At 71.9% G+C, this 26,506-nt stretch carries 32 protein-coding genes; 21 read left to right on the top strand and 11 right to left on the bottom strand.

Annotation, left to right across the window (positions count from 1 at the left end; genetic code table 11):
* Positions 1-611: 611 nt before the first annotated feature.
* Positions 612-830 carry a hypothetical protein gene (locus C2142_RS37975; RefSeq protein WP_148647330.1) on the top strand — a complete coding sequence of 73 codons (219 nt, stop codon included), beginning with the start codon at positions 612-614 and terminating at the stop codon, positions 828-830.
* Entirely contained in the window at positions 823-1,080 is a 258-nt protein-coding gene (locus tag C2142_RS37970; protein ID WP_148647329.1) for a hypothetical protein, read from the top strand. The genes C2142_RS37975 and C2142_RS37970 overlap by 8 nt, the downstream gene beginning before the upstream one ends.
* 601 nt (positions 1,081-1,681) lie before the next feature.
* Here the strand turns inward: C2142_RS37970 and C2142_RS37965 are convergent.
* On the bottom strand, positions 1,682-1,900 hold the full coding sequence (locus tag C2142_RS37965) for a hypothetical protein (RefSeq protein ID WP_148647328.1): 219 nt from the start codon (positions 1,898-1,900) through the stop codon (positions 1,682-1,684).
* A 223-nt stretch (positions 1,901-2,123) separates the two neighbouring features.
* On the opposite strand from C2142_RS37965, the gene C2142_RS37960 reads away from it, so the two are divergent.
* The 3 genes from C2142_RS37960 (at position 2,124) to C2142_RS37950 (ending at position 4,225) form a co-directional block, all read left to right on the top strand.
* Positions 2,124-2,720 (top strand): GNAT family N-acetyltransferase, encoded by a 597-nt coding sequence (locus tag C2142_RS37960; RefSeq protein WP_148647327.1) that lies wholly within the window; start codon positions 2,124-2,126, stop codon positions 2,718-2,720.
* Positions 2,620-3,183 carry a helicase associated domain-containing protein gene (locus C2142_RS37955; protein WP_148647326.1) on the top strand — a complete coding sequence of 188 codons (564 nt, stop codon included), beginning with the start codon at positions 2,620-2,622 and terminating at the stop codon, positions 3,181-3,183. Before C2142_RS37960 ends, C2142_RS37955 begins: the two co-directional genes overlap by 101 nt.
* Before the next feature lie 637 nt (positions 3,184-3,820).
* Positions 3,821-4,225, top strand: a complete 405-nt coding sequence (locus C2142_RS37950; RefSeq protein WP_148647325.1) for a Rid family hydrolase — start codon at positions 3,821-3,823, stop codon at positions 4,223-4,225.
* A gap of 608 nt (positions 4,226-4,833) precedes the next feature.
* Here C2142_RS37950 and C2142_RS37945 read toward each other — a convergent pair.
* The gene (locus C2142_RS37945) at positions 4,834-5,127 is read right to left on the bottom strand and encodes a hypothetical protein (RefSeq protein WP_148647324.1); all 294 of its coding nucleotides are present in this window, start codon (positions 5,125-5,127) and stop codon (positions 4,834-4,836) included.
* A 455-nt stretch (positions 5,128-5,582) separates the two neighbouring features.
* On the opposite strand from C2142_RS37945, the gene C2142_RS37940 reads away from it, so the two are divergent.
* The gene (locus C2142_RS37940; RefSeq protein WP_148647323.1) at positions 5,583-5,777 is read left to right on the top strand and encodes a hypothetical protein; all 195 of its coding nucleotides are present in this window, start codon (positions 5,583-5,585) and stop codon (positions 5,775-5,777) included.
* Positions 5,778-6,377: 600 nt separating this feature from the next.
* Here the strand turns inward: C2142_RS37940 and C2142_RS37935 are convergent.
* A complete protein-coding gene (locus C2142_RS37935) occupies positions 6,378-7,346 on the bottom strand; it encodes a hypothetical protein (protein ID WP_148647322.1) in 969 nt (322 codons plus the stop codon).
* Complete coding sequence (locus C2142_RS37930) at positions 7,343-7,690, bottom strand: PadR family transcriptional regulator (RefSeq protein WP_148647321.1); 348 nt, start codon at positions 7,688-7,690, stop codon at positions 7,343-7,345. The genes C2142_RS37935 and C2142_RS37930 overlap by 4 nt, the downstream gene beginning before the upstream one ends.
* 301 nt (positions 7,691-7,991) lie before the next feature.
* On the opposite strand from C2142_RS37930, the gene C2142_RS37925 reads away from it, so the two are divergent.
* From C2142_RS37925 to C2142_RS41880, 6 genes are all read left to right on the top strand, one after another.
* Positions 7,992-8,570 carry a TetR/AcrR family transcriptional regulator gene (locus C2142_RS37925; RefSeq protein WP_148647320.1) on the top strand — a complete coding sequence of 193 codons (579 nt, stop codon included), beginning with the start codon at positions 7,992-7,994 and terminating at the stop codon, positions 8,568-8,570.
* An 83-nt stretch (positions 8,571-8,653) separates the two neighbouring features.
* Entirely contained in the window at positions 8,654-9,874 is a 1,221-nt protein-coding gene (locus C2142_RS37920; RefSeq protein WP_148647319.1) for an MFS transporter, read from the top strand.
* A gap of 36 nt (positions 9,875-9,910) precedes the next feature.
* The gene (locus tag C2142_RS37915) at positions 9,911-10,843 is read left to right on the top strand and encodes an MBL fold metallo-hydrolase (RefSeq protein WP_148647318.1); all 933 of its coding nucleotides are present in this window, start codon (positions 9,911-9,913) and stop codon (positions 10,841-10,843) included.
* Positions 10,844-10,983: 140 nt separating this feature from the next.
* Positions 10,984-11,193, top strand: coding sequence for a hypothetical protein (locus C2142_RS37910; RefSeq protein ID WP_148647317.1), 210 nt, complete (start codon positions 10,984-10,986; stop codon positions 11,191-11,193).
* A complete protein-coding gene (locus C2142_RS37905; protein ID WP_148647316.1) occupies positions 11,180-12,571 on the top strand; it encodes an amidase in 1,392 nt (463 codons plus the stop codon). Before C2142_RS37910 ends, C2142_RS37905 begins: the two co-directional genes overlap by 14 nt.
* 181 nt (positions 12,572-12,752) lie before the next feature.
* Positions 12,753-12,875 (top strand): hypothetical protein, encoded by a 123-nt coding sequence (locus C2142_RS41880; RefSeq protein WP_277347310.1) that lies wholly within the window; start codon positions 12,753-12,755, stop codon positions 12,873-12,875.
* 207 nt (positions 12,876-13,082) lie between these two features.
* On the opposite strand, the gene C2142_RS41875 is transcribed toward C2142_RS41880, so the two are convergent.
* Complete coding sequence (locus C2142_RS41875) at positions 13,083-13,205, bottom strand: hypothetical protein (protein WP_277347309.1); 123 nt, start codon at positions 13,203-13,205, stop codon at positions 13,083-13,085.
* Between the two features lie 63 nt (positions 13,206-13,268).
* Between C2142_RS41875 and C2142_RS37900 the strand changes: the two genes are divergently transcribed.
* A complete protein-coding gene (locus C2142_RS37900; protein WP_162002662.1) occupies positions 13,269-14,000 on the top strand; it encodes a hypothetical protein in 732 nt (243 codons plus the stop codon).
* A 341-nt stretch (positions 14,001-14,341) separates the two neighbouring features.
* Here C2142_RS37900 and C2142_RS37895 read toward each other — a convergent pair whose 3' ends face one another.
* Both C2142_RS37895 and C2142_RS37890 read right to left on the bottom strand, forming a co-directional pair.
* On the bottom strand, positions 14,342-15,073 hold the full coding sequence (locus tag C2142_RS37895) for an aminoglycoside phosphotransferase family protein (protein ID WP_148647314.1): 732 nt from the start codon (positions 15,071-15,073) through the stop codon (positions 14,342-14,344).
* A 39-nt stretch (positions 15,074-15,112) separates the two neighbouring features.
* Positions 15,113-17,554 carry a zeta toxin family protein gene (locus C2142_RS37890; protein WP_241003073.1) on the bottom strand — a complete coding sequence of 814 codons (2,442 nt, stop codon included), beginning with the start codon at positions 17,552-17,554 and terminating at the stop codon, positions 15,113-15,115.
* Between the two features lie 124 nt (positions 17,555-17,678).
* Between C2142_RS37890 and C2142_RS37885 the strand changes: the two genes are divergently transcribed.
* Both C2142_RS37885 and C2142_RS37880 read left to right on the top strand, forming a co-directional pair.
* On the top strand, positions 17,679-18,251 hold the full coding sequence (locus tag C2142_RS37885; RefSeq protein WP_194235873.1) for a hypothetical protein: 573 nt from the start codon (positions 17,679-17,681) through the stop codon (positions 18,249-18,251).
* Between the two features lie 69 nt (positions 18,252-18,320).
* Positions 18,321-18,539, top strand: a complete 219-nt coding sequence (locus C2142_RS37880) for a hypothetical protein (protein ID WP_148647313.1) — start codon at positions 18,321-18,323, stop codon at positions 18,537-18,539.
* A 194-nt stretch (positions 18,540-18,733) separates the two neighbouring features.
* On the opposite strand, the gene C2142_RS37875 is transcribed toward C2142_RS37880, so the two are convergent.
* The gene (locus C2142_RS37875; RefSeq protein WP_153882858.1) at positions 18,734-18,877 is read right to left on the bottom strand and encodes a hypothetical protein; all 144 of its coding nucleotides are present in this window, start codon (positions 18,875-18,877) and stop codon (positions 18,734-18,736) included.
* A 431-nt stretch (positions 18,878-19,308) separates the two neighbouring features.
* Between C2142_RS37875 and C2142_RS37870 the strand changes: the two genes are divergently transcribed.
* The 3 genes from C2142_RS37870 (at position 19,309) to C2142_RS37860 (ending at position 21,834) form a co-directional block, all read left to right on the top strand.
* Entirely contained in the window at positions 19,309-19,635 is a 327-nt protein-coding gene (locus C2142_RS37870; protein ID WP_148647312.1) for a hypothetical protein, read from the top strand.
* Positions 19,632-21,254 (top strand): alpha/beta hydrolase, encoded by a 1,623-nt coding sequence (locus tag C2142_RS37865; RefSeq protein ID WP_148647311.1) that lies wholly within the window; start codon positions 19,632-19,634, stop codon positions 21,252-21,254. Before C2142_RS37870 ends, C2142_RS37865 begins: the two co-directional genes overlap by 4 nt.
* Before the next feature lie 151 nt (positions 21,255-21,405).
* Positions 21,406-21,834: a hypothetical protein gene (locus C2142_RS37860; protein WP_148647310.1), complete on the top strand. Its 429-nt coding sequence runs from the start codon at positions 21,406-21,408 to the stop codon at positions 21,832-21,834.
* A gap of 100 nt (positions 21,835-21,934) precedes the next feature.
* Here C2142_RS37860 and C2142_RS37855 read toward each other — a convergent pair whose 3' ends face one another.
* The gene (locus C2142_RS37855; RefSeq protein ID WP_148647309.1) at positions 21,935-22,192 is read right to left on the bottom strand and encodes a hypothetical protein; all 258 of its coding nucleotides are present in this window, start codon (positions 22,190-22,192) and stop codon (positions 21,935-21,937) included.
* A gap of 300 nt (positions 22,193-22,492) precedes the next feature.
* Between C2142_RS37855 and C2142_RS37850 the strand changes: the two genes are divergently transcribed.
* Genes C2142_RS37850 through C2142_RS37840 form a run of 3 tightly spaced genes read left to right on the top strand, consistent with a single transcriptional unit; the run spans position 22,493 to position 24,202 of the window.
* Positions 22,493-22,765 carry a hypothetical protein gene (locus tag C2142_RS37850; RefSeq protein ID WP_148647308.1) on the top strand — a complete coding sequence of 91 codons (273 nt, stop codon included), beginning with the start codon at positions 22,493-22,495 and terminating at the stop codon, positions 22,763-22,765.
* Between the two features lie 28 nt (positions 22,766-22,793).
* A complete protein-coding gene (locus C2142_RS37845; RefSeq protein ID WP_148640713.1) occupies positions 22,794-23,177 on the top strand; it encodes a transposase in 384 nt (127 codons plus the stop codon).
* 20 nt (positions 23,178-23,197) lie between these two features.
* Complete coding sequence (locus C2142_RS37840; RefSeq protein ID WP_148647307.1) at positions 23,198-24,202, top strand: IS3 family transposase; 1,005 nt, start codon at positions 23,198-23,200, stop codon at positions 24,200-24,202.
* 423 nt (positions 24,203-24,625) lie between these two features.
* Here the strand turns inward: C2142_RS37840 and C2142_RS37835 are convergent, their stop codons facing one another.
* A complete protein-coding gene (locus C2142_RS37835) occupies positions 24,626-25,063 on the bottom strand; it encodes a DUF4259 domain-containing protein (RefSeq protein ID WP_148646013.1) in 438 nt (145 codons plus the stop codon).
* 56 nt (positions 25,064-25,119) lie between these two features.
* Positions 25,120-26,506: ISL3 family transposase (locus C2142_RS37830; protein WP_148647505.1), on the bottom strand; the 1,387-nt coding region annotated here is incomplete at its 5' end.

Raw genomic sequence — 26,506 nt, 5'->3', positions numbered from 1 at the left:
CAACAGCGGGGCAGAAACAGGAAGGCCCCGCGCGACCGCGGGCGCCCCCCAGGGCGGGCGCGCAGGAACAACGGGATTGGAGGACGGAATGAACGTCAAGAAGCGCTCAACGCGGCCGGAGTTCCGCCAACACTCTCCACCGTTCCGTCGACGTGGCCGGCCCCAAGCTGCCCGCACGACGCACGCATGCCCTGGTAGGCCCCGGCATGCCCATACGCCGCAGCACGCGACAGTGCTCGCACCGCCATGCCAGCTCCGGCGGCATAGGCCCCCCCTCAGCCATGTCCGAATGCCCTCAGGGCACCCACCCCGGACATAGAGCGCCCTCCCCTGCCCTCCTTCAGGGCCCCCTGTACGCGGTCTCCCCGGCCGTTGCCACTCGACACAAATAGGGGACCGGCTTGCCTTGTTCCAGCAGGGCCGGCCAGGTGCGGCACCGCCGCACCGAAGCTTTCCAACGCCAGGACGTCCGGCCGACCGCCACGGCCAGCACCACCTGCCCACGCGGCCGGCCGGACATCCCGGCACCATCCAGACCGCCAACACCCTCCGCGGGAAACGGCAAGAACGTCCTACTCTGAGAACCAGCAGACCAGCACCAGGAGGCCGTGATGCGGATGGTGTTCGACCCCACTGAGGCCGAAGGGCTGCGCGCCACCGCCCGGGACGCCGCGCTGGAGGATCCCACCCTCGCGTACGTCCTGCTCGACCTGGCGGACCGCGGCGTCGACCTGAACGACCGCCGAACCTGGGACGACATCAAGGCCGAGCGCGGCATCGAGACCACCACGGTCACCCCGGCGACCGGCGGCGAGCAGCGCGTTGCCTGACCGCCCGCCGCGCCGCGCGGTCATCACCTTCCACGAGGTCGCCGAACGCCAGCTCGCCGAGATGGACGACGCCGCCCTCGCCCGCCTTGACCCGCACCTGAACATCATCGCGCTGAACCCGAAGACCGCCGGCGTCCAGATGCGCCCGGACAGCCCGGTCCTGGAGTACGCCAAGGACGGCGTCCGGATCGCCTCCGTCTCCACCGTGCTCGGCACGATCGTCCTGGTCGCCTACGTCGAGGTCGACTGAACCCCCCTCCCCGCGTCCAGTCCAAGACTCCGGGCCCGACCGCGTGCTCCACCGCAGCCCCGACGGTCTTGCCGGTGGCGTCGCCGGGGTCGCAGATGCACGTCCGCTCACCGGGCCACCCGCAGCGCTCGGGGTGGACGGTCGGTGCCGTGGTGCGCCGTTGCGTGGCGGGCGGCGGGGAGGGTTCTTCGGTTGCGGCCTTTCTGGCGGTCGTGGTGCGGCGTGGTGCGTCGGGGTCCTCCGGGAGCCGGAGCAGCTGGTGGCCGCGCCGGCGGGGTGGGGCCTGGTGGGTGGGCTCGCTGTCCGCGGGGGGCCGTTCGGTGGCTGCGGGCCGGGGTCTGGGGTTCGAGGAAGAGGCCGGTCAGTTCGGCGGGGACGGGGTGTTGGCCGGGGTCGGGCCGGGGGCCGCGTCCCGCTGGTCGAGCGCTCTGGCCGGGCGCCTCGCCGCCCCCGGCAGGCCGAGTGCCTTGTACAGGGCCGCCAGGTGCTCGCGGGCTGCTTGGGCGTGCCGGACGGCTTGGGCTAGTTGCTCGCACCGTGGAAGCCCACTCCTCCGCCGTCCAAGACCAGCCCGGCCGTTGCCGACTCCACCCCGCCGACTTCACCCCGCCCCGTCCTCGCCCGCCTGCTCCCACACCCGGGCGCACACCGCCAGCTGCGCCGTGGTCTGCTCGTTGCCGACCAGCAGGCGCTGGAGGAGGCGTAGTGCGAGCGGGTCCGCCGCCGGAGCCCTGGTGGCCGAGGAGAAGCGGTCTGGCTCCTGGTGGCGCCGCTCATGACGCCGCCTCACCTCGGCGTAGCTCGAAGGGAGCTCAGGCAAAGTCGAGGGCATCATTGGATCGGGTCAAATGCTCAAACGGCGCCATGCGCGGCCGGGCCTCGTTCCAACTCCTTCGGATCCTCGTCCTCACCCGGCCGTGACCTTCACGCAACTCCGGTCAGAGCCAAAGATCGGAGAGCCTCCTCAAACAGAGACGATCGCTATGTCCGATGGGCCGTAAAGTGATGGACAGCCCTCCGGCCGCTGGGCGAGCATCTCCGCGATGAACAGCGAACCTCACTCCACCAGCCCCAAGCGTGTCCGTTTCGTCGAGCTCAGTGCGAAGGCGCTGCGGGCGCTCGCCGACGGCGACCTCGCCGGCGGCAGCGCCGAGGCGGGTGTCCCTCTCGACCCGCACTTCGTCGGCGACCGGGCCCGCTGGATCTTCGGCTACCGCGCCGACCAGCTCGCCGGGGACCCGTCGGCCGCGCCCTGGATCACGCGGGCCGCGGTGTCCGAACCGGACGGGGCCGTGGTCGGCGACGCCGGGTTCCACGGGCCGCCGGACGAGGACGGCATGGTCGAGGTCGGCTTCACCGTCGTGCCCGGGTACCGCCGCCAGGGCTACGCCCGCGCCATGCTGAGGGAGCTGCTCGTCAGGGCCGCCGCCGAACCCGGTGTCAGGACCGTGCGGGCCAGGGTCAGTGCCGACAACACCGCCTCCCTGGCCACCGTCGCGGGCTTCGGGTTCACACGCGTCGGCGAGCAGGGAAACGAACGTGACGGGCTCGTCATCGTCTTCGAGGTCCCGGCGGACGCGATTCGGACCGGGCACCCCACATCCTCGGCGGACACGACGGCCGTCCCGGTCGAGCCCTGACCGGAGAAGGGCCACACAGGCCAGGCCCGGACACTGGTCGAAGAACGCCAACGCCTGGGAACGCGGCTACGCCTACGCCGCCGCCTTCCACCACACCCACGGCCACCTCGCGATCCCGGCGACCGCCAAGCTCGACGACTACGCGGTGGGCGCGTGGATGCGCCGCCAGCGCAAGGCCGACAACCTCACCGGCGACCAGGTGGCCAGGCTCGACGGCCTGGACGAGCTGTGGCGCCTGGAACCGGACTGGAACCGCTCCTACCGCCGCCTGCTCGCCTACCTCGCCGCCGGCGGAACCCTGGACGGCCCGGCGAACCGCATCGGCCTCGGCGACGACCCGGCGTTCCGGCCCGGCACCTGGCTGCGCAAGCAGGACAAGGCCCGCACCGACGGCAAGCTGACCGACCACCAGGCCGCGCTCCTGGACGCGCTCACCCGGCACGCCGAGACCGTCGCATGCTGACCCGCCTACGCCCCCCGCCGTCCCGGCCCACCCCGGGCCGGGACGGGCCCGCCTACACGGCGTAGCCTGCTACACCACCCATCCCCGCCGCACAGCGGGGGACGGCGGCCCGGTCCTGACCCCGGCCGTGTCCGCGGTGCAGGTCCCGCTGACCTGCGCTGGTGAGTTTCGGCTCGGACCCGGTGAGTTTCGGGTGTCGTACAAGGGCCTTCGGCACGACGACACCCATCACCAGGCGCCGCCGCCGCCGTCCGGCCGCGTCCACCGCGGCTGTGACCGCCTCCCCGGTCCGCGCCGGTTGGCCGTCGCCCCGGCCCGGCCGGGCGGCGCCGGGTGCTGCCGGACCTGGTCGAGCGAGCACTTGACCCCGGGTGGGGTGGTCGTCCGCACCCCGCCTGGCACGAGCCCGCCTGCCCGGCCTGGGCCCGGCGGTGACCGTCGGCATGATGGCCGGGCCGGTCCGGGGGCGGGTGTGCGCCGACGAGAGCTTGGCCGCGTTCATAGCCCCGTCTGTACGCGCAGAGAACAATTCGAGTTCGCGGTTGGGAAATTAAAATTTCGGAGGACCTGTAACTTCTGCCCGAAAGGTTCCGGTCTGCAACTGGCAGTACCGTGTGCTGTATCGAAGGAGTGGTTTGTGAGTTCTCAGGTGAAGGCATTCGGGTTCGGCATGCCGTGGGAATCGCTGTACGGTTACAGCCAGGCTGTTCAGGTAGGTGAAACCGTATACGTGTCAGGTCAGTTGTCCCATGATCGGAATGGAGACTTCGTGGGTGCCGGCGACTTTGAACTGCAGGTTCGCACCACGCTGGAGAACCTTGACCTGGTATTGAGGCAGTTCGGGGCTGAACGGAGCCAGATCGTGGAAACCACGGTACTAGTGAGGAATCTGCGGGAGAACTTCGAAGCGGCAGCACGCCTCCACGCCGACTACTTCGGGGAGCACCGGCCGACCAGCACGGTCATGGGCATATCGGACTTGGCGCTGCCGGACCAGCTCGTGGAAATCGGTGCCCTTGTGCGTCTTGATGTGAAGCCCTAGCTGTTCTGTCCCGTGAGGCTCGGCCTGCGGAGGGGATCCTGGAACCTGCCGCGCGCGGGCCGGGGGCTTCTGGCCCTTCAGGGAGCGCCGCGTCCGCTCACGTCGGCTCGCCCTGGCCGGGGCCGAGCGCCGCCAGCTGGGGTGCCCCGGCCGTCCAGTCGGGGCCGACGCTTTGCCGGGTGGTTTCGTGACCAGATGGTGGTGACGTTTCCGGGGCCGTGCACGTCGGCCTGCTGCTCCAGCCCCCGGCCCGGCCGCCCCGGTGCGGCTGCTGTGGTGTCTGCCGTCGCTGGCCGCGGCGCGCGCCGTCCCGGTCCGGCGGGCCGAGCGGGTCACCGGTCTCAGCACGGTTGGTGCCGGGGTGGGCGGGATCCGCGTGCTGAAGATGCCGGTGGGGTCGCGTTCGCCTGCGGTGTTGGCGCTGGGCTCACCCTGCTGCTCCCGTTCTTGCCCGGCTTCTACGTGGCCGTTCCGGCACGGCCCCGGGTGCCTTCCTTCGCCGGGTCGCCGTTGCCGGCTGGGTTGCCGTTGTCGGTCCTGTGTTTGCCGATGGGTTCGGGATGGGTGTGGCCTTCCCGGCTGCCGCCTCGGTCGGCCCGGACGGGACGTCAAGGTGCGGGTGCCGCTCCGGGGACGGGTGCGAAACGGAGCCGGTACACGCCCCGGAGGACGGCGTGGACCGCCAGTGCCCACCCGACAAGGGAGGCCACCGCGCCGACGATCCCGGCGGCAGCCCAGACCGGCCCCCACCCCGTCCCCGCGAACAGCAAGACGACCGCGAGCGGCGTCGAGAGCAGCGCGCCCAGCACGAACAGCACCGGCACGGCCATCACCGACCCGAGCGAGGCCAGCACGGCGTACCCGAGGGATCCGCCGAACCCCCGGAGTATCAGGTCGAGCACCCCCGGCACTGAACGATCGAGCTGCACAGGCTCCATGACGCAACGTCAGGACCTGGGTGCGGCCCGGGGAAGCGGTCCTGCGGGAACGGGGGGGCCAGGCCCGTGACATCGCCCCGTTACGGGCTCCCCGACCGGCCGGGGTTATCCTGCACGGCCAACGCCCACAGCGCAGCCATGCCGTGGAAGAAACGGACCCGCGAACCCGGTGCCCGCGCCCCTGACCAGAGCATCCGGCAGGGGCGTGACGTGCCCGGTCGGACACGCGGCGAACCGATCGTGTTTACGAGTAGGCCAGCCTGGCCAGAAGCAGGCCAGGTCGTGGTTCGACCCGCGTCAGGCACCGTGCCGCACCTGCGGCGCATACCCGTTCGGCCGGCTCGGCCGACGGGTACTGGCAGGGGCGTCCGGCATCGCGGCGCGGCCACCGTCCGTCCAGAAGGGGTACGGGCCGAGCGATGAAGATCATCATCAAGATCGCTCTCGGGATCGGGGTCCTCATCGGATACGTCCTGGGGCGACTGAAGAAGGGACGGTGGGCCCTGTCGGTGGCGAGGTCCTTCGCCGGACGGAGCCTCGACCCGCGAGCGCTCGCCATCGAAGCGCTGCGGAAGCTGGGCGAGGAGAGGACCGAGACCGCGAGGTCCTCGTGACCGCGCCCGTGTCCGGCCCGGCGTGTCGGCCGGCCGGCCGCCGGTCCTGTTCCGGCTGTTCGGCACGCCGCTCTCGTTCCGGTCCGCCTGCCCGTTCGGACGTCCCGTTGCCTCGTCCCGGTCCGCCGCGTCCGGCCCGTCCCGGCCTGCGGCGGGCCCGGTGCTGCTCCGGGACCGGGTTGCTGCCTGTCTGCCGGTGCTCGCTGCCCGCTGTCGTGCCCGCTGTCGTGCTCGCTGTCGTCCGTCCCTGCTGGCCGGTCCCGTTGCCCGACGCCCGGCTGTTCTGCCGGCTTCGGCCGCCCGGGCCGGCTGCGGCGCTGTGTTGCCTGCCGGCTGCTCCCGGTGTCCTTGCGCAGTTGCGGGGCCGGTCCGGCCTGCTGCTGTCCGCTGCTCCGTTCCGGCCGGTTGCTGCTGCCCGGCTGCTGCTCGGGGCCGCCGTTCGTCCTGTCGGCCGCTGGCGCTCGTCCGGCCCGTCGGTGCCCGCCTGTCGGTCGGCACGGCCCGGCGCCTCGCGGACCTGAGCCGGGGGCTGCAAGCCCGCCGCCGGGCCGCGGGCCCCGGAGTGCGCGGGCCCCTGGGAGCGCGCGCACCGGGCCGAGGTCAGGCCGGGTCGGACGGGTCGCTCGCCCGGACCCGCCGGGCGAGCTGGACCGCTCCCGCCACCGCCAGGGCCATGCCGAGTGGGGCCACACAGGCTCCGGCGTATTCGAGCAGCGGGCGCAGCCGTGGCGGCGGGTCGAAGGCGGCCACGGCCGTCAAGGGCATTAGCCAGGGCAGTGTCCCGAGCCCGACGCCCACGGCCTGGAGCGGGTCCCTTCGTCGGTCGGCCAGTCGGCCCAGCAGGGCCGGTGCCGTCAGGGTGCCGAGCCAGATCGGCAGCAGGCCCAGCATGGGCAGCGGTAGGTGCTGCGCCATGTACCGGTCGGCCACGGTCGCGGGGAGCGCGACGGCGAGCGCGAGTCCGGCCATCTCCCAACGGCCCCGCTGGGTGACGTCCACGAGTCCGGCCGGTGCGAGCAGCACCAGTGCGCCGACCAGTGCCATGCCCGCCAGCTGACCCGCCGAGTACGGGTGCAGCCCGCTTAGGGCCTGGATGCCGCCACTGAGGAGGGCGGCTGCCACGGCCGCGATCCGGGCGGCCCGCCAGCGGCCGGTCACGGCGATTCCGAGGGCGAGCAGCCACGGCGCGGCGCGGGCCAGCTGGAGGACCGCGGCCGGCACTGCGTGGCCGAGGCCGAGATTGGGTTGGGGGTCCCGGATCCGGTGGACCAGCCCGGGCAGCAGGAAGTACAGGGCGCAGCCCGCCGCGAGCGCGAGCGCGGTCGGTGCCGCTCCGGCCAGCACGCGACCGGCTGGGTCCGTGGGGCTGATCCGCAACCGCAGCCGCAGGGCGTGGGTGGCGAGGTCGCGGTACTCCCGGAGCACCGCGCTGCGTGTCCGGCCCTGGGTGGCCTCGGCGAAGGTGGCGTGGATGTCGTCGCCTTGCGCGGAGCGGTACCGGGCGGGGTAGAGGCCGATCAGCAGGCGGCCCGCCCGTGGGGTGTCGTGGCCGGTTGTGACGTCGTTCATGAGGTCGCCCCCTCGGGTCGCGGACGGAAGGCGCTCAGCCGGCGTTCGGCCTCGGTGGCGGCCGCCCGCAGGCGCTTGGCCTCCTGAGCCAGCGCGTCCTGTCCCTGGCCGGTGAGGGCGAACGTGCGGCGCAGTCGTCCGCTGACCACCTCCTCGCTCTCGATCCGCACCAGGCCCTGCTGGAGCAGCCGGTCGAGCGCGGTGTAGAGCGTGCCGGTGCTCAGGCGGCTGTCGCCGCCTGAGATGGCGAGCACCTCTTGGATGATCGCGTAGCCGTGCCGGGGGGCGTCGGCCAGTGCGGTGAGCACGAGCCTGGTCGGCTCCTGTAATTGACGGTCAGTCATACATTGAGTTTAGGGCGATCATCGCAATATGTCGATGGTCGGACGATCGGTGGGGTGGGGTGACGTCACCTGTCGGCCGCCCGGGCCCCGGCACCCCCGCCTGCCTTCCCGGCCGTTGCCCGCCAGCCCGTCCGGCTGGTGTTTGCCCGGTCCACGCGCACCAGGGTGGGCAGGCCGTCGGCGGGGCGGAACGGTGCGGGTGATCGTGGGCTGTAGGCGGGCAGGTCGTGCACGGGCTCGCGTGACGGTTCGACCAGGCCAGCGCCCAGTCGGCGCAACTTCTTCGCATTAAGCTGTGTGCATGAGTGCAAGAGCGACCACACGCCCCGGCGGGCGCAGCGCCCGCGTCCAGCAGTCCGTGCACCAGGCCGTCCGTGACCTGGAGGTGGAGGTGGGGCGGGATGCGCTCACCGTGCCGCTGATCGCCGCCCGCGCGGGAGTGACGCCGTCCACCGTCTACCGGCGCTGGGGCGACCTGCGGGAACTGTTGTCCGACGTGGCCGTCGAGCGGCTGCGCCCCGACGCCCCGCCGGCCGACCATGGCAGCCTGCGGGCGGACCTGGAGGCGTGGACGGTGCAGTTCGCCGAGGAGATGTCCTCGACGGCGGGTCGCACGTACATCCGTGACGCCCTGCTGGGGGACCCCGGGCAGGGCAACGCGGCCCGGTGCTCCGACTATGCCGCCGAGCAGTTGAAGGCCATCGGCGTGCGCGCGGCCGGGCGCGGGGAGGCCGTGCCCGACGTGGAGACCCTGCTGGACGTCGTCGTCTCCCCTCTGATGTACCGGATCCTGTTCCGCCCCTCGGACCTGTCCGCGGCCTACGCCGACCGCCTGGTGGCTGCGGCGCTCGGTCGCGGTACACCTCCTCCCGGCAGATAAAAGCTAAATATTTGCGTTACTGGGCGGCGTGATCCTAGAGTGCCTCATGCAAAGCATTCGCCTTAAGGCTCAGAGGTGCTTCCATGACCAGCGTCACAGCTCTGCCGTCCCACCCCCGCCGGCTGCCCGTGCTGAGCCGCCAGGGCGCTTTCCGGCTCCACGCCTCGGTCCTGGTCGGCCTGCTGGCCGCCTCCAGCGCACCGACCCCGCTCTACGCGCTCTACCAGGCCGCATGGCACTTCTCGGCCCTGACGCTGACCGCCGTGTTCAGCGCCTACGCGCTCGCCCTGCTGGTGGCACTGCTGACCGCGGGCACGCTCTCGGACCAGCTGGGCCGGCGTCCGGTCCTCGCCGCGGCGTTGCTGGCACAGGCCCTCGCGATGGCCGTCTTCGCCACCGCCCAGGGGGTACCGGCGCTGATCGCCGCCCGGATCCTGCAGGGCCTGGCCACCGGCGTGGCCACCAGCGCCGCCGGAGCCGCCCTGCTCGACTTCGAGGACCTCGACCGCCCGGGCCGGGCAACGGCCGCCAACGGCATCGCCCCCGTGGCCGGCATGGCTGCCGGCGTACTGGTCGCCACCGCCCTCGGGCAGTACGCCCCCGCCCCGACCCGCACCGTCTACCTGCCGCTGCTCCTGCTCTTCGCCGCGCAGACCGCCGCGGTCCTGCTCACCCCCGAGACCGCCCGCCCCCACCCCGGTGCCTGGCGCACACTGCGCCCCGCCATCACCGTCGCCCCCGCCTCCCGGCCGGCTATGGCGCTCGCCGCGCCCGGCATCGTCGCCGCCTGGGCCCTGGGCGGCTTCTACTCCTCCCTCGGTCCCTCGCTCGCCCGCCTCATCGCCCCGCACGCCGCGAGCGCCACCGGCGGCCTGGTCTTCTTCACCCTGACGGCCGCGGCCGGCCTCGCCGGCCACGCAGCCCGGACGCTGCCTGCCCGCACCGTCAGCCTCGCCGGCACCGTGCTCCTCATTCCGGGAGCCCTGCTGACCCTGGCCGGCCCGTACCTGCACAGCCTGCTCACGCTGTTCGCCGGCACCGCCCTGGCGGGCGCGGGCTTCGGCGCCGTCACCCAGGGCGCCCTGCGCCTGCTGCTGCCCCCGGCGGCCCCGGGCGAACGCGCCGGCATGCTCGCCGCCTACTACGTCCTCAGCTACCTGGCCATGAGCGTCCCAGCCGTCCTCGCCGGCCTGCTGACCAACCTGTACGGCCTGCAGAGCGCCGTCTCGCTCTACGGCGTGACGGTCATCCTGCTGACCCTGATCGGCCTCGTCCGCGCCGTCCGGCAGCCGCACACCGCCTGACCGGACCGAACCCGCCCACAACGTGAGGACCCATCGATGAGCACCGCCGCGCCCCGTCAGACCATCCCCGCCGCGAGCACGGGATGGAGCCTCGGCGACATCGCCGTACACCGCGTCGACGAGATCGAACTGCCGCGCCAGACCGGACCCTGGCTGCTACCGGACGCCACTAAGGAGGTGCTGGACGAGGCGTCGTGGCTGCGCCCCGACTTCGCCGACGCCGACGTCCCACGCCTGGCGAGCCACAGCTTCGCGGTGGAGGCCGGTGGGCTGCGCATCGTCGTGGACACTGGCATCGGCAACGACAAGACCCGGGCCAACCCGGCCTGGAACGGTCTCGACACCGACTTCCTGGAGCGGCTCGCGGCGGCCGGCTTCGCGCCCGAGTCCGTGGACCTGGTGATCAACACGCACCTGCACACCGACCACGTCGGCTGGAACACCAGTCTCGTCGGCGAGGACTGGATCCCCACCTTCCCCAACGCCCGCTATCTCACCAGCCGCACCGAATGGGACCACTGGGCCGCCACCGACCTGGACGAGGCCCGCACCCAGATGTTCCGCGACTCCGTCCACCCGGTCCGCGACGCCGGGCAGTACGACCTCGTGCCCGTGCCCGAGCAGGGCCGTGAGGTGGCGCCGGGCGTCCTCCTGGTCCCCGCCCCGGGCCACACCCCGGGGCAGGTCGCCGTGGAACTGCGCGGCAGCGACCGCCAGGCGCTGATCACCGGCGACAGCATCCACCACCCCGTGCAGCTGTCCCACCCCCACGTGCACAGCTGCGTCGACATCGACCCGGCCCAGGCGGTGCGCACCCGCGCCCGGCTGCTCGACGCCCTGGCGGACACCGACGCGCTGCTGCTGGGCACCCACTTCCCGCGGCCCACCGCCGGCACCGTCCGCCGGGAGAGCGGCCGCTACCGGCTGCTCCCCGAGCCGGGCGTCAAGATCCCGGCCACTGCGGCCTGACCACGCGGCCGGTGCCGCCCGGCCGCCCCCGCACGGGCCGCCGAGCAGCCGTGGCGCCTGCGGATACCTAAAGCGAACCCTTGGCCTTTACGGCTTCGGTTACTCCGCCGCTCCAGCCTTGACCGAGAGGAAGAAGATCCATGCTCGCCGTCGAACTCACACCGCCCGAGGCGGCCCGCTGGGCCGCCCGCGCCGGGCTTGTGCTGCCCGCCGAGCGCCACGCCGCGGTCGCCGCGGTCGCCAACCACATCCACAGCGTCGTCTCGGTCCTGCGCGAGCTGGACTTCGCGGACGTCCCGCCCGCCGCCGCCTACCGAGCCGGAGAGGAGACGCACGATGCAGCCGTATGAGCTGTCCCTCGCCGCCGCCGCCGACGCAATACGTGCCCGGCGACTGTCCCCCGTCGAACTGGTCGACTCCGTCCTCGATCGTATCGAGACGGTGGAACCGCACCTGGGCGCCTACGTCACGGTCGCCGCGGAGCAGGCGCGCCGGGCGGCGAGCGAAGCCGAACACGAAGCGGCACAAGGCCGTTACCGGGGGCCGCTGCACGGCATCCCGATGGGGCTCAAGGACCTGATCGACGTCGGCGGGATGGCCACCACGGCCAGCTCCCGGGTCCGCGCCGACCACCGCGCGACGGCGGACAGCACGGTCGCTGCCCGTCTGAGCGCAGACGGCGCGATCCTGCTCGGCAAGACCCACACCCACGAATTCGCGTTCGGCCTGACCACCCCGCAGACCCGCAACGCCTGGGACCGCGGCCGGGTCGCCGGTGGCTCCAGCGGCGGCTCCGCGGTCGCCGTCGCGGCGGGCACCGCGACGTTCGCCCTGGGCACCGACACCGGTGGGTCGATCCGGGTCCCCGCCGCGCTCAATGGGGTCGTCGGCCTCAAGCCGACCTACGGTCTCGTCTCCCGTCACGGCGTCACCTCCCTGTCGTGGTCGCTGGACCACGTCGGTCCGGTCACCCGCACCGTCGAGGACGCGGCCCTTGTCCTCACCACGCTGGCCGGACACGATCCGCGCGACCCCGCCTCGCTGTCCACGCCCGCCGCGGACTATCGGCCCGGTGCCGGCACGGACCTGGCGGGGCTGCGCATCGGCCTGCCGCGCACCTACTACTTCGACAATGTCCACCCGCAGGTGGAGACCGCCGTCCGGCGCGCCATCGGGCAGCTGGAAGCCCTGGGCGCACAGCTCGTCGAGGTCGACATCCCGATGACCCGCTACATCCAGGCCACCCAGTGGGGTCTGATGGTGCCGGAGGCCGGCGCCTACCACGAAGGCAGCCTGCGCACGGTCCCCGAGCTGTATCAGGAGGACGTCCGCATCCTCCTGGAGGCAAGCGAGTTGATGAGCGCCGGTGACTACGTGCGCGCTCAACGCTCCCGCACGCTCATGCGCGCCGAGTGGGCACGGATGCTGAAGGAGGTCGACGTGATCGCCGCCCCGAGCGTCCCGATGCCCGCAGTCGGGGCCGACGAGGAGACGGTCACCTGGCCCGACGGAACGGTCGAGGGCGTCTCCGACGCCTACGTGCGCCTCTCCGCCCCCGCCAACATCACCGGAGTGCCCGCCCTGACCGTACCGGTCGGACACGACGCGGCGGGCATGCCCATCGGCATGCAGCTGCTCGGCCGGCCCCTCGGTGAGCTTACGCTCCTGCGGGTCGGCCACGCCTACGAGCAGACGCAGCCTGCCCGGGCACTCGCCACAGTCACCTGAGTACGGGCCGGGGCCGACTGCGCGACAGAGCCGCCGGGGCCGACTGGCGCAGCCGTCCTCGCGGGCCAGTTCGGCCTCTACTCCTTCTGCGAAGCCCGCTGGCACAAAACCGCTCCACAATCAGACCCGAGCACGCGGACACCGTGAGCGGGGACCGCGACCTGACCTCAAGGGCTACGAAGTGGTCCGCTTCGGCTCCACCGAGCTGAGCGACCCCAACCAGGGCCGCCCGCTCCTGGAGCGGTTCTTCGCGGACCTCTTCGACCACTACGACGTCGGCATCCCACCCGGCCCGGAAACCTGACCGCTGCTCCCCTGTCCTGAGGCTCGCCTCCGTCAACCTTGATGGCCGTTGCCAGCCTGGGCCGAATACCTTGATGGCCTGGTCACGGGGCGATAACGCCACAGGTCAAAGCATTGGTGAGAGCGGGCCGGATACCTTGATGCCCGCCCCAGGCTCGGGATGGGCATCAAGGTATGGGTCGCTGTCTGGGTCAGGGGCTGGTGCCGGTCAGCTCCCACCAGGGGCGGGTCCGGTTTCGAGGTCGGCGATCGACCACCAGAGGTCGGAGCTGGGGCCTTCGGCCTCCAGGTCTTCCAGCTTCGCGACGCCGGCCGGGATGGTGCGCAGCATCTTGGCGACGTACGGGGTGCGGGCGATGCGCTCGAGGTGGCGTTGGGTGAGGTGTGCCTGCGGGTGGGGTGCGGGAAGTCGGTGCCGGCGCCGGAGCCCGGCAAGCGCGGGCGGCGGCTTGTGTACTGCTCGAAGGCGTGCAAGTCCAAGGCGGCGCGGGACAAGCTCAAGGCCGACGCCGTCCGGTCCGGCGAGGGCGCGCGGGCGGAGGTGCTGCGGTGCGCGGAGGCGGCCGTGGACGCCGCCCGCGCGTTCCTGGACGCGGTCGACGCCGACCCGGTGGCCGCGTACGAGCAGTTCCGCCGTCTGCACGGGTCGCTGAGCGTCCGGGCGGTGGAGGCCGCGGAGGAAGCGCGGGACGAGGCCTGCTGGCCGGACCTGACCGAGCCCCAGCGCGTGCTGCGCCGGGCCGAGGAGATGCTGATGCGTCCGGATGTCCTGGCCCGGGTCGACCCCAGGGTCCTGGTCGGGCAGCCTGCCGCACCGGCCGTTTCGGATCGGTCCGAAAAAGCACCCGGCCTGGCCGGGGCGGCGGTACCCGCCATTTCGGACCGAACCGAATCGGGGGCGCCCGCGCGGGTGCCGGTACCCGCCGCCCCGGCCCAGCAGCGGGCGGAGGACTTCGAGGCGCTGCGCCGCGCCGCCTGCACGATCCCGACCGTGCCGCGCTCGACGACGGCCTGGTCCACCTCACCTGGCCCACCCACCCGGGCGTCCAGGAGCTCCAACGAGAAGGCCGCCCGGTCGGCTGGATCGAGGAGTACGACGTCCAGCGCGGCACCTGGACCGCCCTGATCGACAGCAGCATCGTCGCCGACGCCGCCAGCGGCGAACCCCTGCGCTGCCCCGGACCCGACGCCGCCCTTGCCCTGCTGCGCCGGGCCCTGGGGGAACACCTCACCCGCTGGTAGTGCGGACCGGCCGCCGCGGCCGCGCGCCGTCCCGCGCGCGATGGGCAGCGCGCGTGGACAGTCCCAGCAGCGCGCGGCGCGCCTATGGACAGGCCGCGCGGGGTCCGCGCGCAGCTGGCCGCGCGCGCCGACCAGCGCGGCGCGTTTCCCCTGGACAGCGGTGCGTTTCCCCTGGACAAGGGGGTCCGGCGCTGTCCCGTTCGGAGGGCGGCGAGCGCTGTCTTGTCAGCCCAGGGCTGTGTCGAAGGCCTCGCGGTTGGCCGAGGTGTAGGCGTGCTCTTGTTCGGACCACCGGATGCGCTCGGCGATCGTGTGGTCGTCGGCGACGCGCGGGGACGAGCCCGCGAGGTGGCTGCGCCACCACCTGGCGTTGCGGTCCTGGCGGTCGAGCGCGGCATCGATGAGGTGGGAGCGGGAGGTGGCGTCGAGCCCGTACGCGTCGGTGAGGACGCGTACCTGTGCGGCCTGGACGGTGGTGGGTGGAGCGCTGGGTTTGGAGGAGATGCACCAGGTCCACGCCATGTAGCCGAGGTCTTCGATGGGATCGCCGGGGGCGGCGGTGTCGAAGTCGATGAAGGCGGCCGGGATGTCGTCGGCGAAGACCGTGTTGTTGGGCCCCGGGTCGTGGTGGCAGACCACGGGATGCCGACCGGCCAGGCGACTGCCGCGGGTGGCGTCGTGGAAGGAACGGAGCAGGGAACCGGCTGCGGCCACCTGGGGGTCGGTCCAGCGCTGGAATCGGGCGGGCACCCAGCCGGGGAGGTAGCTGAGGATTTCGCGGTCGGCTGTGTCGAACCCGAGGTGGCGCGGAGCGCCGGCAAAGCCCGCCCGCTGGAGGTCACCGAGCAGTGCGGCGACGAACGATGACGATGCGCTGGCTGGCCGCCGGACGGTATGGCCGACCCTGACCACGCCGGGTGTGAGACGTCCGCCGGACAATGGCACTTCGTTCTCCATGGCTACATTCTGGCCTCTGGCCTCGCTCTGCCCGGGTGCTCAGCAGACTCTGCACGCGCAAGGTCCGGTGTCACCGGACTGCCGAACCCGTGCCGCACGCGCGCCGCTGGCTGTGGTGTCGGTCACGGACATTCCGGGAGATGGAGGGGCTGGGCCTGCTGGTGCTGCCGGTCCCGACGAAGCGGGAGCTGGTGGCCGCGCTGATGTCCGCCCCGGACGATCCGTGGTGGGAGGACCGCGTGCTCCACACGAAGCTCTACCCGGTGAAGGAACGCGGCGTGTGAGCCGTGCGGCTGCCTCCCTACCCTCGTGCGGGTGGTGGGTGCGCGGGCGTGGCACGCTGCCTCGCGTGATCGATTCTCCCGATATCGACGCCTCAGGCGGGACTTGGTCGTTCGTCACCGCGAGTGAGCCGGCCGAGTTCCCCGCGGTCGAGGTCGAAGGTGTGCCCGGCGTCGAGCACGCCGGAGCCCGGGCCGTACCCTGTGTGGGATCCGCGGCCGCTACCTGAAGCGCTTCATGCACGACTTCCAGCCGCGGGCTCTGGCCTCGTGCCGCAAATGCCGGGCGCTGGCCGAGGCTGCGCCGTCCCGGCCGTGCGGGCAGGAGCGCCTGCATGACCTGCTCCTCCAACAGGCCGACGACGCACCGCTGCGCACGGACCTGCTCGCCGCGCTGCGCCGGGAGCGCGGCGGGCGGGGTGAAGGCGAGCCGGCCGGGCTGGAGCGCGGGCGGCAGCAGAGGCCAGGCGAGGCGGGTGATCGCGTCGACGTCCCGCCGGTACTGCGGCAGCGCTATGCGCAGCTCGCGCTGGTCGGCGAGGAACTGGCGGGCCTCCTGCTCGGTGTAGGGCCGCACCTGCCCCGCCCGGGCGGCGAGCGCGGCACCGGCCGGCCCGGCCCACCGGCCGTGGGGGCCGAGCGTGTTGCGGAAGACGGCGGTGCCATCGCGCCTCACCACGCTGAGGTGGTCGACCAGGCGCTGCTCCTCGACGGCCTGGACGCACTCCAGCACCGCCGCCAGGCATCGGTCGTGCCCGCTGGCGGTGGTGAACCGGCCCGGGCGGGTGCCGCCCCGGCTGACCTCGGCGTAGCGCAGGGCGGTGCCCTGGCGGCTGTCGGCCGCGCGCACGTCCAGCACCAGCAGCTCGACGCGGTACCCGGCCCGGCGCCACGCGGCGGCATCGGCGAGGAAGGCGTCCGCGCTGCCGGGGGCGACCTCGATCACTGCGTCCGCGCGCCGCTCCCGCACGTACGCCTCAGCCCTCGCCTGCCACGCCTTGTAGTCCGCGCGGATCCGGGCGGAGGCGGTGCGCGGATGCTCGCGCAGCAGCCGGAAGTAATCAGGGTGGGCCGCCTTGAACATCCCGCCGGAGATCCACACCGCCCGCCGCTCGCGCAGCGCGCGGCGCACCATCACCGTCGCCTGGGTCTTGCCCGCGCCAGGTGCCCCCATCACGTACACGACGACGGGCCGCTCCTGCGCCACGATCTCCCCGAGGTCCGGAACGATCAGGTTCAGATACGTCCACTCGTGTTCGTCGGCGGACAGCCGGTGGTAGTCGACGCCGGGCGGCCCGGGGATCGGCTGAGCGGTGCGCCGCACCGGCTCGGCCAGCGCCGCGCACCGCTCCGCATCCCGTACGACGGCCAGCACCCGGTCGGCCGGAAGCCGGGTCTCCGCCCGCACCAGGGCGCGCTCCGCACCGGCCAGCGACCGGCGGAAGCAAGCGGTCTCCACCGCGCCCCACCACCGGGCCCGCTCGGCCTCCACCGCCCGCGCCGCGCCGGGCAGCCGTACCCACGTCCCGTCGATGAGCTCGTTGCTGTAGAGCGGCTCCAGGCCGCGCCGCACCACCATGACGCGGTCGACCAGGCGCTCTTCCTCCAGCACGCCCAGGGTCCGGGCCAACTGGCGGGCGCACTCGTCGTGGTTGGCCCACGACACCCACCGCCCGGCCCCCTCGGCGTTGCCGAGGTAGCGCTCCAGCACACCGAGCTGGCTCCAGGCCAGGGCACATGCCACGGCGATCACCTCGATCCGGTGCCCGGCCGCCCGGTAGGCCAGCGCCTGGGCCCGGGCCTCGTCCGGGTCGGCGAGCGCGGTCTCCACCACCGCGTCCAGCCGATGGGCGCGCACGTGCTCCTCCACGGCGGCCTGCCAACGCCGGGTGTCCGCCCGCACGCCGACGCCTGCGGTGCGCACGTCCTTCGCCAGCAGCGTCTTGTAGTGCCGGTGCGCGCTCTTGTAGAGGTCCGCGCCGACGCGCACCGCGCCGCCGCGCCGGCTGAGAACCGGCATCAGCAGATCGCCGAGGGTGGTCTTGCCGCTGCCGGGCGGGCCGGCCACGAGCAGCACCACCGGCTCCTCCTGCGGCACCGCACCACCGGCCCAGGACGGAAGGACCACCCCGCTCAGGACCCGGCTGATCTCGGCCTCCGACAGGACCGCCGGGACAGCCTCCCACTGCTCACGCATCATCGCTCCACTCCACCCCAATAGTTGATAGATGAGGCGGTAAGGAGTAGCAACTATCCGCGCTCTGAGGGGAAGCATAACGTCGAATACCCTTGACGCTAAGCAGAGCCAGGTATCGGGAGGATGAATGATCCACATCAAGCTGGGCCCCCGCGCCGCAGCGAAGACCGACGACCCCCTCGGGCGCAGTCACATCGGCTGGGAGCCGGGGATGAGCGACGAACAGACCTACGAGGCAGGCCGCGGCGCCTGGGTCCTCGGGGCCAAGGCCGACCGCGAGCGCTACCTGCTGATCGCCGCCGACGGCGTCGTCCGCCAAGCTGTCGAGATCGACCGGCTCGCCCAGGTCACCGGCAGCCGGCGGGCTGTGGAAGGCACCGTCCTTCCCGTCGGCCACCCTGTCCACGACGCCTACGTCGGCAAGCCCTCTCCCGTCCCGGCGTCCGTGCGCAACCCCGTCACCTACATCGACTCCGCCCACGACGTGAAGGTCTGCGCGTGTGGCTGCGGCGAGACCACCACCACCGGCTGGTTCGTCCCCGGTCACGACCAGAAGGCCCTCCACGAGCGGGTCGCCCGGATCGGCACAGTCCACGAGTTCATCCAGTGGTTCGACCGCACCCACCCCGGCGCTCACCACGACGCCCAGGCCCTGGCAGCCGAAATGACCAACGCGGTCAAGCAGCCGCCGACCCAGTAGGCCAGACCGCCAGCACGGGTGATAGCGGTCTGGCCCGCCTACGCCCGCCTGAGCTGCGAGACTGTGATCATGACCGTTGCCCGTCGCAGCCTCTCGCTGCCCGCCTTCTCCGAGCGCGCCACCGATGCTCCCGTGCCTGCCCAGTCCGGCGGGCGCCGACTGCTGCCGGTCGAGCAGGGCGCCGACTTCCGCCAGCCGCCCGGCGAGACCGCGCCCGTACCTGCTCCGGCCCGGCGTCCGCTCGCCCCCGGCGGCCTCACCTTCTCCGACCCGGACCGCCAGATCTGAGCGCTCCCACCACGGGTAATCCCCGGCCCGCCGACCGCGTCCCGGTAGCCTGCGGACAGGCGCCCGCCGGACCCGAGACGCACACGCACGGGCCATCACCGGCGGGTGCTGACCTGCGGCGGTTTCAAAATCGCCCCCCGTTCGAGGCCCTCCGGGACGGGCGCAAAACAAGCCGCCCCATCTGGCCTGCGGTTCTACCAGCCTTCCATCGCCCGGACGTCCCCGGAGATGGTGTAGCGGCGGCAGGCGAGGATCTCCTCTGTGGTGATGCCGATGTCGTTCGCGAGGCGGGCGAGACCGCTGTCCTCGGCCTGGCGGTCGGAGACGTAGGCCGGCACGACTCGAGTCGAGGGGGGCGAGCGCGCCGATGCCGAGCTGGGCGGCTCTCTGCTGGGTGATCGCGTCGCGGCCGGCGCTCACGCGGCGGCGCCAGGCCTCGGTGGTGATGCCGGCCGGGGCGGGTCCGGTCTCCAGCTCGGCGGCCGGGACGTCGGGGCGGGCCCGGACCTCGGCGACCGCCGCGGCGACGATCCCGCCGAGCACCTCGGCCGGGAGCGCGGCGCCGCCGGCTTTCTCGTGGGCGCCGGTGAGTCGTTCGGCGATCAGGTCGGTGAGCTCCGCGGTGCGGCCCTTGAGGTCGACTACCGCGCGCATCGGCAGGACGTGGCCGTAGCATCTGAGTATCTGTACGGATGCGGAGCGTACACTGCCTGCCTAGCATTCTGCGGGGAGTGGGGCTGGGCGTTCATTTTCGGGGAGGGGAACCCACGTGGCTGACAACGTCACTGGCAAGGTTGTGATCCAGATGGCGGATCTGCGGGCGTCCGCAGGGATTGCGAAGGGGCTGGGGGAGGAACTGGACGCGCCGGTCCGCAGCGCGACGACCACCAGCGAGACCGTTGCCGGCCAGCTCACCGGCTGGTCGATCGCCGGCGGGCTGGGCCAGTTGGGGAACGGCTGGTCCAAGCCGCTTGCCGACCTGCGCCAGCGCCTCGCGGACACCGCGGCCAACCTGAACGCCAACGCCGCCGCCCACGAGCACAACGAGCGCGCGGTCGCCGGTGCGTGGGCTGCCGCACCGCAGGGGGCCAAGTGAGCCTCTACCAGCTCTTGGTGAAGTTCGATCCCCATGGGCTGCACGACGCGGCGAAGGCCTGGACGGCACTGGGACACGCTGTGGAGACCGCGGGCCAGCGGCATCGCAGCCAGGTCAACGGGCCGCTGGCCGGCAACTGGGAAGGCGACGACGCCAAGGCAGCGGTTTCGTACATGGGGAAGACGGAGCAGCAGCTGAACATCGTCAAGATGGAAGTGGGCACCGCCGCCCTGGTGCTCAACACCGTTGCCGACCGGATGTACCAGGCGCAGACCAACCTCATCAACGCCGTGAACCGGGCCGTGGACGCCGGCCTGAACGTGTCCGCCGACGGGGTCGTCAGCCTCCCGCCCGTGGGGGAGGGCGAGCACAACGACCCGGACGCACAGAAGGCGCGCCAGCAGCTCGGTTGGGACATGAAGGGGTTCCAGGGCCGGATCGACGCCGCGCTGAAGGACGCCCAGACAGCGAGTGATCAGGGCAATACGGCCTTGGGGCGGCTTAGCTCGGGGGCCCTTGACCCGGCCAAGGTGCAGGGCGCGCTCGCGGGGGCGAAGAACGCGGCCGCCGCCGCGATGCAGGACCTCGGGCTGGTCGATCCCTACATCCCGGACGGCAAGGACCCGGAGCAGTCCGCGGCGTGGTGGAAGGGACTGCCCCCCGAGCAGCAGGAGGCCTATCTGGCCCTGCACCCCGACCGGATCGGCAAGTTGGACGGGTTGCCCGCGACCGTCCGGGACGAGGCCAACCGCCTGGTCCTCGATGAGAAGCTGGACGCCTACCGCACCGGAAAGCCCGGCGACTTCGGTATCGACGAAGACGAGTACAAGTCGCGGATCAACGCCTTGGAGGAGATCAGGAGGAAGCTGACGGCGTCCGACGGGAACCCCGAGAAGCACCAGATGTTCCTTCTGGGCATCGATCCTGAGGCGCACAACGGCCGGGCCATCGTCTCGACCGGAAACCCCGACAAAGCGCAGCACACGGCGGTCTTCGTGCCGGGCACCGGGACCGTGCTCGCCGGAGTGCCGGGACAGATGGACCACGTCCGGCGTCTGCAGAAGGCCGCCGAGGGCGAACGCAACGGGGACGTGGCCGTGGTCTCGTGGCTGGGCTACGAGACACCGAACTGGTTGGACGGCACCGTGGCCGAAACCGACCGGGGGGATGCTGGGGCGCCGCTCCTGCGGAACTTCACCAAGGGCCTGCGGGTGGCTGAGGGCGACAACGGCGTCTGTTCGCACCTGACCCTGATGGCACACAGCTACGGGACCTATGTCGTGGGCGCCGCCGCGCGGGACGGCGGGGTGAACGCCGACGACATCATCGCGCTGGGCAGTCCCGGAATGGGGGTGGACCGGGCATCGGAGCTCAACATCGACCCGAAGCATGTCTGGGTCGGTACGGCCAAGGACGACAACATCCAGACGGCTACCGGCACCGTCTTTGGCGAGGGCCCCCAGTACGGGAGCTTCGGCGCCCAGCACATCAAGGTCGACACCAGCGGACACGGCGGCTACTGGAACATGGGCCCCGGCGGGGCAAGCGAAACCCTTATCAACCAGGGACGGATCATCGCCGGCCGCCCGCCGACGCTCGCCCCCACCGTCCCGCACTGACGCCACAACCAGTCCAGTTGACCGCTGCCCCTGGAGCACCATGAATGCCAGCGCATCCCGCACCCCCGCGCGGATCATCGCCGCCGCGCTCCTGCTAGCGCTGCTTGGCGGGTGCTCGTCCGCCCATTCCGACAGGAGTGACCCACCACCCGTGAAGTCCAAGGCCGACGCCCAGACCTGGGCCCAGCAGATCACCGAGCACATGGCCCGCACCGCCGGGATCGAGCCCGACCCGGCGACCGTCGACGCGTTCTTCTCCCCGTGTACCGGGAAGAACGGCGAGACCGCCTCCGACGACCGGTACATCCTGATGTACAGCGTCGATAGCCACGTGCCGCGTGACCGGCACCCGGAAGCGGTCCGGAAGATCCGCGACATGCTGACCGGCGAGGGCCTGACGGTGGAGGGCTATCGCGAGGCCGTGGACGGCAAGCCGGACGCACTCGTCGACGCCTTCCACCCCAGCAGCCGGTACACCGCGACTGCGTCTACCGCGGGTACCGGGGACCTCATGTACCTGCGGGTCATAACGCCTTGCCTGCTTCCCCCGTCTGACGGCCCCGCCCCTTCGAACCCCTAGAAGCTCGAGCCGGTGGATCCAGGGTGGGACGGTCCGAGGACTGTCCCACCCTGTTCTTCCTGGTCAGGGCATGGAATGGTGAGCTGGGGCATCGGGTCGGCTACCGGCCGGGTGCGGCGTCCTCGATGGCGGCCAGCAGACGGGTGTGGACGGCGCTGGCGGCTTCTCGGGTGGCCGGGTCGGGGTCGTCCAGCTGCGGGGCGATCAGTTCGGCGGCCGCGGCGAGGACCGGCACGGGAACGGTTGCCTCGCGCAGGTGGAGGAGCTGGGAGGCGGCCCGCTCGCCGGGCGTGGCCTGGGCGCGGGTGTTCGGGATCAGAGCGTTGATGCCGCGGGGCAGGGGCTGGGTGCTGGTCACCCGGCTCATTCTTCCGCGTGGTGGGTGCTTACCACGGCCGGTCGGCCTACGGCCTGCTGCAGGGTGCCGTGGTGGCACAGACCTCGGCCACGGTCCGGGCCTGTCACGGGGTGCCGCCGCCTCCAGCGCGGCGGGGGCCTCTCACCCCGTAGGCTCCCTTTCTGTGCCTGATGACATTCTGTTCCCGACGACCTGATCGGTCTGCAGCTGACAGCCCGGGCCGCGCAGCGCGCGGTCGAGTGGTTCTCTGCCGAGATTGCGGCGGAGGCCCGTGCGAGGCTTCCCGCCCCGGAGCAGTGGTTGGAGCGTCTGTGCTGGCCCGCCGATCCGCCGCCGGGCGGCTTGCAGGAGGGGCCCGCCGCCTCGTTCTGGCCGGCAAAGCTCACCGAGCGGCTGTGGCAGCTGCGGGAGGAAGCCGGCGCCGCATGGAAGAAGGCGGGCGAGCATCCGGCCTTCGACGATGCCCGCACCGCCGGCCGGTACCCGAAGTTCATGGCCGCACTGCACAAGCGCATCAGCGAGCCCTCTCTGTCAGCCTTGGGTGAGACGTCCCGCTTTGTCGGGTTAGCCTGAGAGGGCCCGAGTAGGAGTTCCACCCCTGATGACCAGCACCAATCCGTCCGCAGCAGACCCGGCTCCCAAGCCGAAGCGCCGCACGTTCAGTCCCGAGTACAAGCTGCGGATCGTCGCCGAGTACGACGCCGCGCCCAAGAACGAGAAGGGTGCGGTCCTGCGCCGTGAGCGCCTGTACCACTCCCACGTCACCGAATGGCGGGCCGCGCGTGATGCCGGGGCCCTGGAGAACCTGGTCGACCAGCGCACGAGCCCGGCCCGCCCGAAGAGGTCCGCCGCCGAGGTCGAGAACGAGAAGCTGCGCCGGCAGGTGGAACGGCTGGAGAAGGAGCTCGCCCGGAACAAGGCCGCGCTGGAGGTCCTGGGAAAAGCGTCGGCGCTCTTGGAAATGATCTCCGAGAGCGCGGACTGACCCACGCCGCCGATCCCGTCGTGGACGAGGCGTTCACCGGCGTCGAACACGAGCTGGGCATCACCGCCGCGTGCCGGCTGACCGGCCGCTCCCGGGCCACCCACTACCGCAGGCTGAAGCCGCCGCCCGTGCGCGGGCCCAGGTCCCCGCAGGTCCAGCCGTCGGCCCTGACCTCCGAAGAGCGTGACGCGGTACTGGAGTTGATGAACAGCCCCGAGTACGCCGAGCTGGCGCCCGCGCAGATCTGGGCCCGTGAGCTGGATACCGGGCGCTACCACTGCTCGGTCTCCACGATGTACCGGATCCTGCGTGAGCGGGGCCAGTCGGGTGAGCGCCGCCGCCAGGCCACCCACCCGGCCACGACGGTGCCCGAACTGGTCGCCGACGGCCCCTCGCAGGTGTTCACCTGGGACATCACCAAAGCGGCCGGCCCCAGGAAGGGCATCTGGTACCACGCCTACGTCATCATCGACATCTTCAGCCGCTACATCGTCGGTCACACCGTCGAACTGGCCGAATCAGCGGAACGGGCTGAGGAGTTGATCCGCGAGGCCATCACGCGCAACGGCATCGTCCCCGAGACCGTGCACGCCGACCGCGGCACCTCCATGACCAGCAAGAAGGTCTCCCAGCTGCTGATCGACCTCGGCGTCACCAGGAGCCACTCGCGTCCGAAGGTTTCCAACGACAACCCCTACAGCGAGGCCCAGTTCAAGACCACCAAGTACATGGCCGACTATCCCGAGCGGTTCGACTCCCTGGCCCACGCCCGCGAATGGTTCGACGCCTTCATCTCGTACTACAACCACGAGCACAGGCACTCGGGCATCGGACTCCACACGCCCGCCAGCGTCCACTTCGGCACCGCGGAGGAGATCCGCGACCAGCGGGCCGTCACCCTCGCCGAGGCATACGCACGGCACCCCGAACGCTTCGGCCGCCGCCCCAGACCACCCGAGATCCCGAAGGCGGCGTGGATCAACGACCCCGCCAAACGCAGGGAACCCGCACCACAAACCTCATAGCGTCACGACCGTCTCACTGGACTTGAAATCTTCCGGAGGCCGAAGCGGCGACCACCTGACCGGACCCGCCGTGCCTGTCGTCCGTCGCCCGTAAGCCGCATCCCGGTGGTGCCCCGACGCCGTGCTGCCAGTGGCCGAGCTGTTCGAGCAGACCGCGCACCAACTCGTCGACGGCGCCGGCCGGGTCGGCCCCGAAGGAACATGCCTCGGCGGCAGCCTCGGCCAAGGAAGTCCTCTTCCAAGCCCTCGAAGGCTGCCAAGACGGCGTGTGGCGCGGGCTCTACGGCGGCCGGTGACCACGGCGGCTGGGTGCGGGGCGGGCGGATGGTGCCGAACAGCACCCGTCCGGAACCCGGGGTGATTTTGTCGGGTCATATGAGGTTCTGGCCCAAGTTGTGTGACTGGTGACGGTGAGTCAGCAAGTTAGATCTCGAATAGCGGGTCCTCGTGGAGCTTGGGCTGGGGGTCGAGGACTGCTCGAAGCCGGTCGACGCTCTGTCGCCATCGCGGGCCGTCGACGGTCTCGTCCCAGAGTTCGGCGAGCTCGGATTCCTCGGCGAGGACTCGGTCGAGGGCGTCGACTGCAAGTGCCCGGAGGTCAGCGGCGAAGGCCGGCAGAGTTTCGTCGGGACCGTAGCTTGTGCTGATCGGCTCGCCACCCGGGAACTGTGCTGCGATGAGGGCGGCGGCAGCGACGGCTTCCACCCCTTCTGAGCTGTCGAGGTAGTCCTGGGTGCGGACGGTGCGGGTAAGCGCGCTTCGGATGAGGTTTTCTCGCTCCTCCATGGCCGTCTCGTCCAGAGCGTCGGCGAAGTCCGCAGCTGTGTCGTTCTCGAAGGGGCCGATGTCCCAAGTGCCCATAGTGATCTCCTCACGTCGCTGTCCGGGGATCTTCGCACTGGCCGCCGACAGCGAGGTCATGACGCCAGCAGGACCCTTTTCCGCAGAAGGTCAAAGCCAGCGCGGCCGTACATCTGCCGCTTGAGCATCTTGATCCGGTTGACGGTGCCTTCGACCGGGCCGGAGTTCCAGTGGGTGGTCAGGCCGGCGTGGACGGCGTCGTAGTCGCTGTTCAGGCCGACGGCGAAGGTGCTGATCCCGGGCAGACTGGAGGTCATGGCGTCGGTGATCCACTCGGTGAGGCGTTCGCCTTCCAGGCGGGTGAGCATCTCGGCGAAGGAGGTCACCAAGCCGGCTGCGGTGTCCAGTTCGGGGCAGTGCGCGAGGATTGCCTTGCGCTGGACCTCCTCGTCGAGGGTGAGTCCGGCGGGGTGGCGGGTCAGCCAGCCGGTGACCTGCCGAACGGAGGGCGGTGGGGGTGGCGGCGGCACGCTGTCCGGGGCGGTGAGGGCCTGACGCTTCCACTGGGCGAGGAGCGTGAGGCCGCCCCGGTAGCCACGCGCGGTGATCTCCTCGAACAGCACGCGCCCGGTGATCTTCCCGCCCGTCTCCTCCCACCGCCGGGCCAGGAAAGGCTTGAACGGGTCGAGCTTGCTCGTCTGAGGGCGCCGGTCCTTCATCATGTCCTGCCAGCGCGCGGCGTGCGCGTACCGCCGGACGGTGTTGCGACTCCAGCCGAGGTGGCGGGCGACCTCGCGCATGCTCATCCCGTGCTCCAGCAACTCGTGCACCAGCGCATGGTGGGCACTTCGCCGATCCGCCATCCGCCCGGAGGGGGCCGGCTTCTCGTCTTCGTCGGCGCCACTGTCGGCGAGGACCGGGGTCTCCCACTGCGGCTCGGGCTCCGACTCGATCACGGGGAGGCTGTGCAGGCAGGAGCGGTGGTCGAGCACGGTGCGTTCGACGGCCTGGGTGAGGTTGCGCCACAGGTGGTAGCGATCGGCGACCTGCCAGGCCTGGGGTGCCGCCATGTCGGCGGCCTCCGCGTAGGCGCTGGCGCGGTCGCGGCAGATCACCTCGACCTGCGGCTGGTCGGCGAGCCACGGGCCGAGCGTGGCCGCGTCCCGCTCCGGGAGCAGGTCCAGGACCCGGTGGGTGATGGCGTCGATGATCACGGTGCCGTAGACGTGGCCTTTGCGTAGGGCGAAGTCGTCCACCCCGATCGCGGTCGGGGCGCCGACGGGCTGGTCCGGCAGCTCCATCACCCGCCGCAGCAGCGTGCTGCGGCTCCCGCGCAGACCCAGCAGCTGGACCATCCGTTCTCCGGCCCGGCCCGCGAGTGCCAGCCCCACCGCCGCGACCGACGATCGCAGCCGCTCGGTGCTCTGTCCGTGCCGGCGCGTCAGGCCTTCGATCTGCTCGACGAACGTCCGCCGTGGGCACGACCGATCCGGGCAGGCGAAC

Source organism: Streptomyces sp. CB01881, assembly GCF_002953255.1.
Taxonomy (GTDB): domain Bacteria; phylum Actinomycetota; class Actinomycetes; order Streptomycetales; family Streptomycetaceae; genus Kitasatospora.
The sequence above is the reverse complement of the archived record's forward strand: the minus strand, read 5'-3'. Positions and strand labels throughout refer to the sequence as shown.

Bases quoted from the DNA above. Each gene is read 5' to 3' on its own strand.
- C2142_RS37975 (WP_148647330.1), top strand. From the start codon at position 612: ATGCGGATGGTGTTCGACCCCACTGAGGCCGAAGGGCTGCGCGCCACC.
- C2142_RS37960 (WP_148647327.1), top strand. From the start codon at position 2,124: ATGAACAGCGAACCTCACTCCACCAGCCCCAAGCGTGTCCGTTTCGTC.
- C2142_RS37940 (WP_148647323.1), top strand. From the start codon at position 5,583: ATGAAGATCATCATCAAGATCGCTCTCGGGATCGGGGTCCTCATCGGA.
- C2142_RS37935 (WP_148647322.1), bottom strand. From the start codon at position 7,346: ATGAACGACGTCACAACCGGCCACGACACCCCACGGGCGGGCCGCCTG.
- C2142_RS37930 (WP_148647321.1), bottom strand. From the start codon at position 7,690: ATGACTGACCGTCAATTACAGGAGCCGACCAGGCTCGTGCTCACCGCA.
- C2142_RS37925 (WP_148647320.1), top strand. From the start codon at position 7,992: ATGAGTGCAAGAGCGACCACACGCCCCGGCGGGCGCAGCGCCCGCGTC.
- C2142_RS37920 (WP_148647319.1), top strand. From the start codon at position 8,654: ATGACCAGCGTCACAGCTCTGCCGTCCCACCCCCGCCGGCTGCCCGTG.
- C2142_RS37915 (WP_148647318.1), top strand. From the start codon at position 9,911: ATGAGCACCGCCGCGCCCCGTCAGACCATCCCCGCCGCGAGCACGGGA.
- C2142_RS37910 (WP_148647317.1), top strand. From the start codon at position 10,984: ATGCTCGCCGTCGAACTCACACCGCCCGAGGCGGCCCGCTGGGCCGCC.
- C2142_RS37905 (WP_148647316.1), top strand. From the start codon at position 11,180: ATGCAGCCGTATGAGCTGTCCCTCGCCGCCGCCGCCGACGCAATACGT.
- C2142_RS41875 (WP_277347309.1), bottom strand. From the start codon at position 13,205: ATGCTGCGCACCATCCCGGCCGGCGTCGCGAAGCTGGAAGACCTGGAG.
- C2142_RS37895 (WP_148647314.1), bottom strand. From the start codon at position 15,073: ATGGAGAACGAAGTGCCATTGTCCGGCGGACGTCTCACACCCGGCGTG.
- C2142_RS37890 (WP_241003073.1), bottom strand. From the start codon at position 17,554: ATGATGCGTGAGCAGTGGGAGGCTGTCCCGGCGGTCCTGTCGGAGGCC.
- C2142_RS37885 (WP_194235873.1), top strand. From the start codon at position 17,679: ATGATCCACATCAAGCTGGGCCCCCGCGCCGCAGCGAAGACCGACGAC.
- C2142_RS37880 (WP_148647313.1), top strand. From the start codon at position 18,321: ATGACCGTTGCCCGTCGCAGCCTCTCGCTGCCCGCCTTCTCCGAGCGC.
- C2142_RS37845 (WP_148640713.1), top strand. From the start codon at position 22,794: ATGACCAGCACCAATCCGTCCGCAGCAGACCCGGCTCCCAAGCCGAAG.
- C2142_RS37835 (WP_148646013.1), bottom strand. From the start codon at position 25,063: ATGGGCACTTGGGACATCGGCCCCTTCGAGAACGACACAGCTGCGGAC.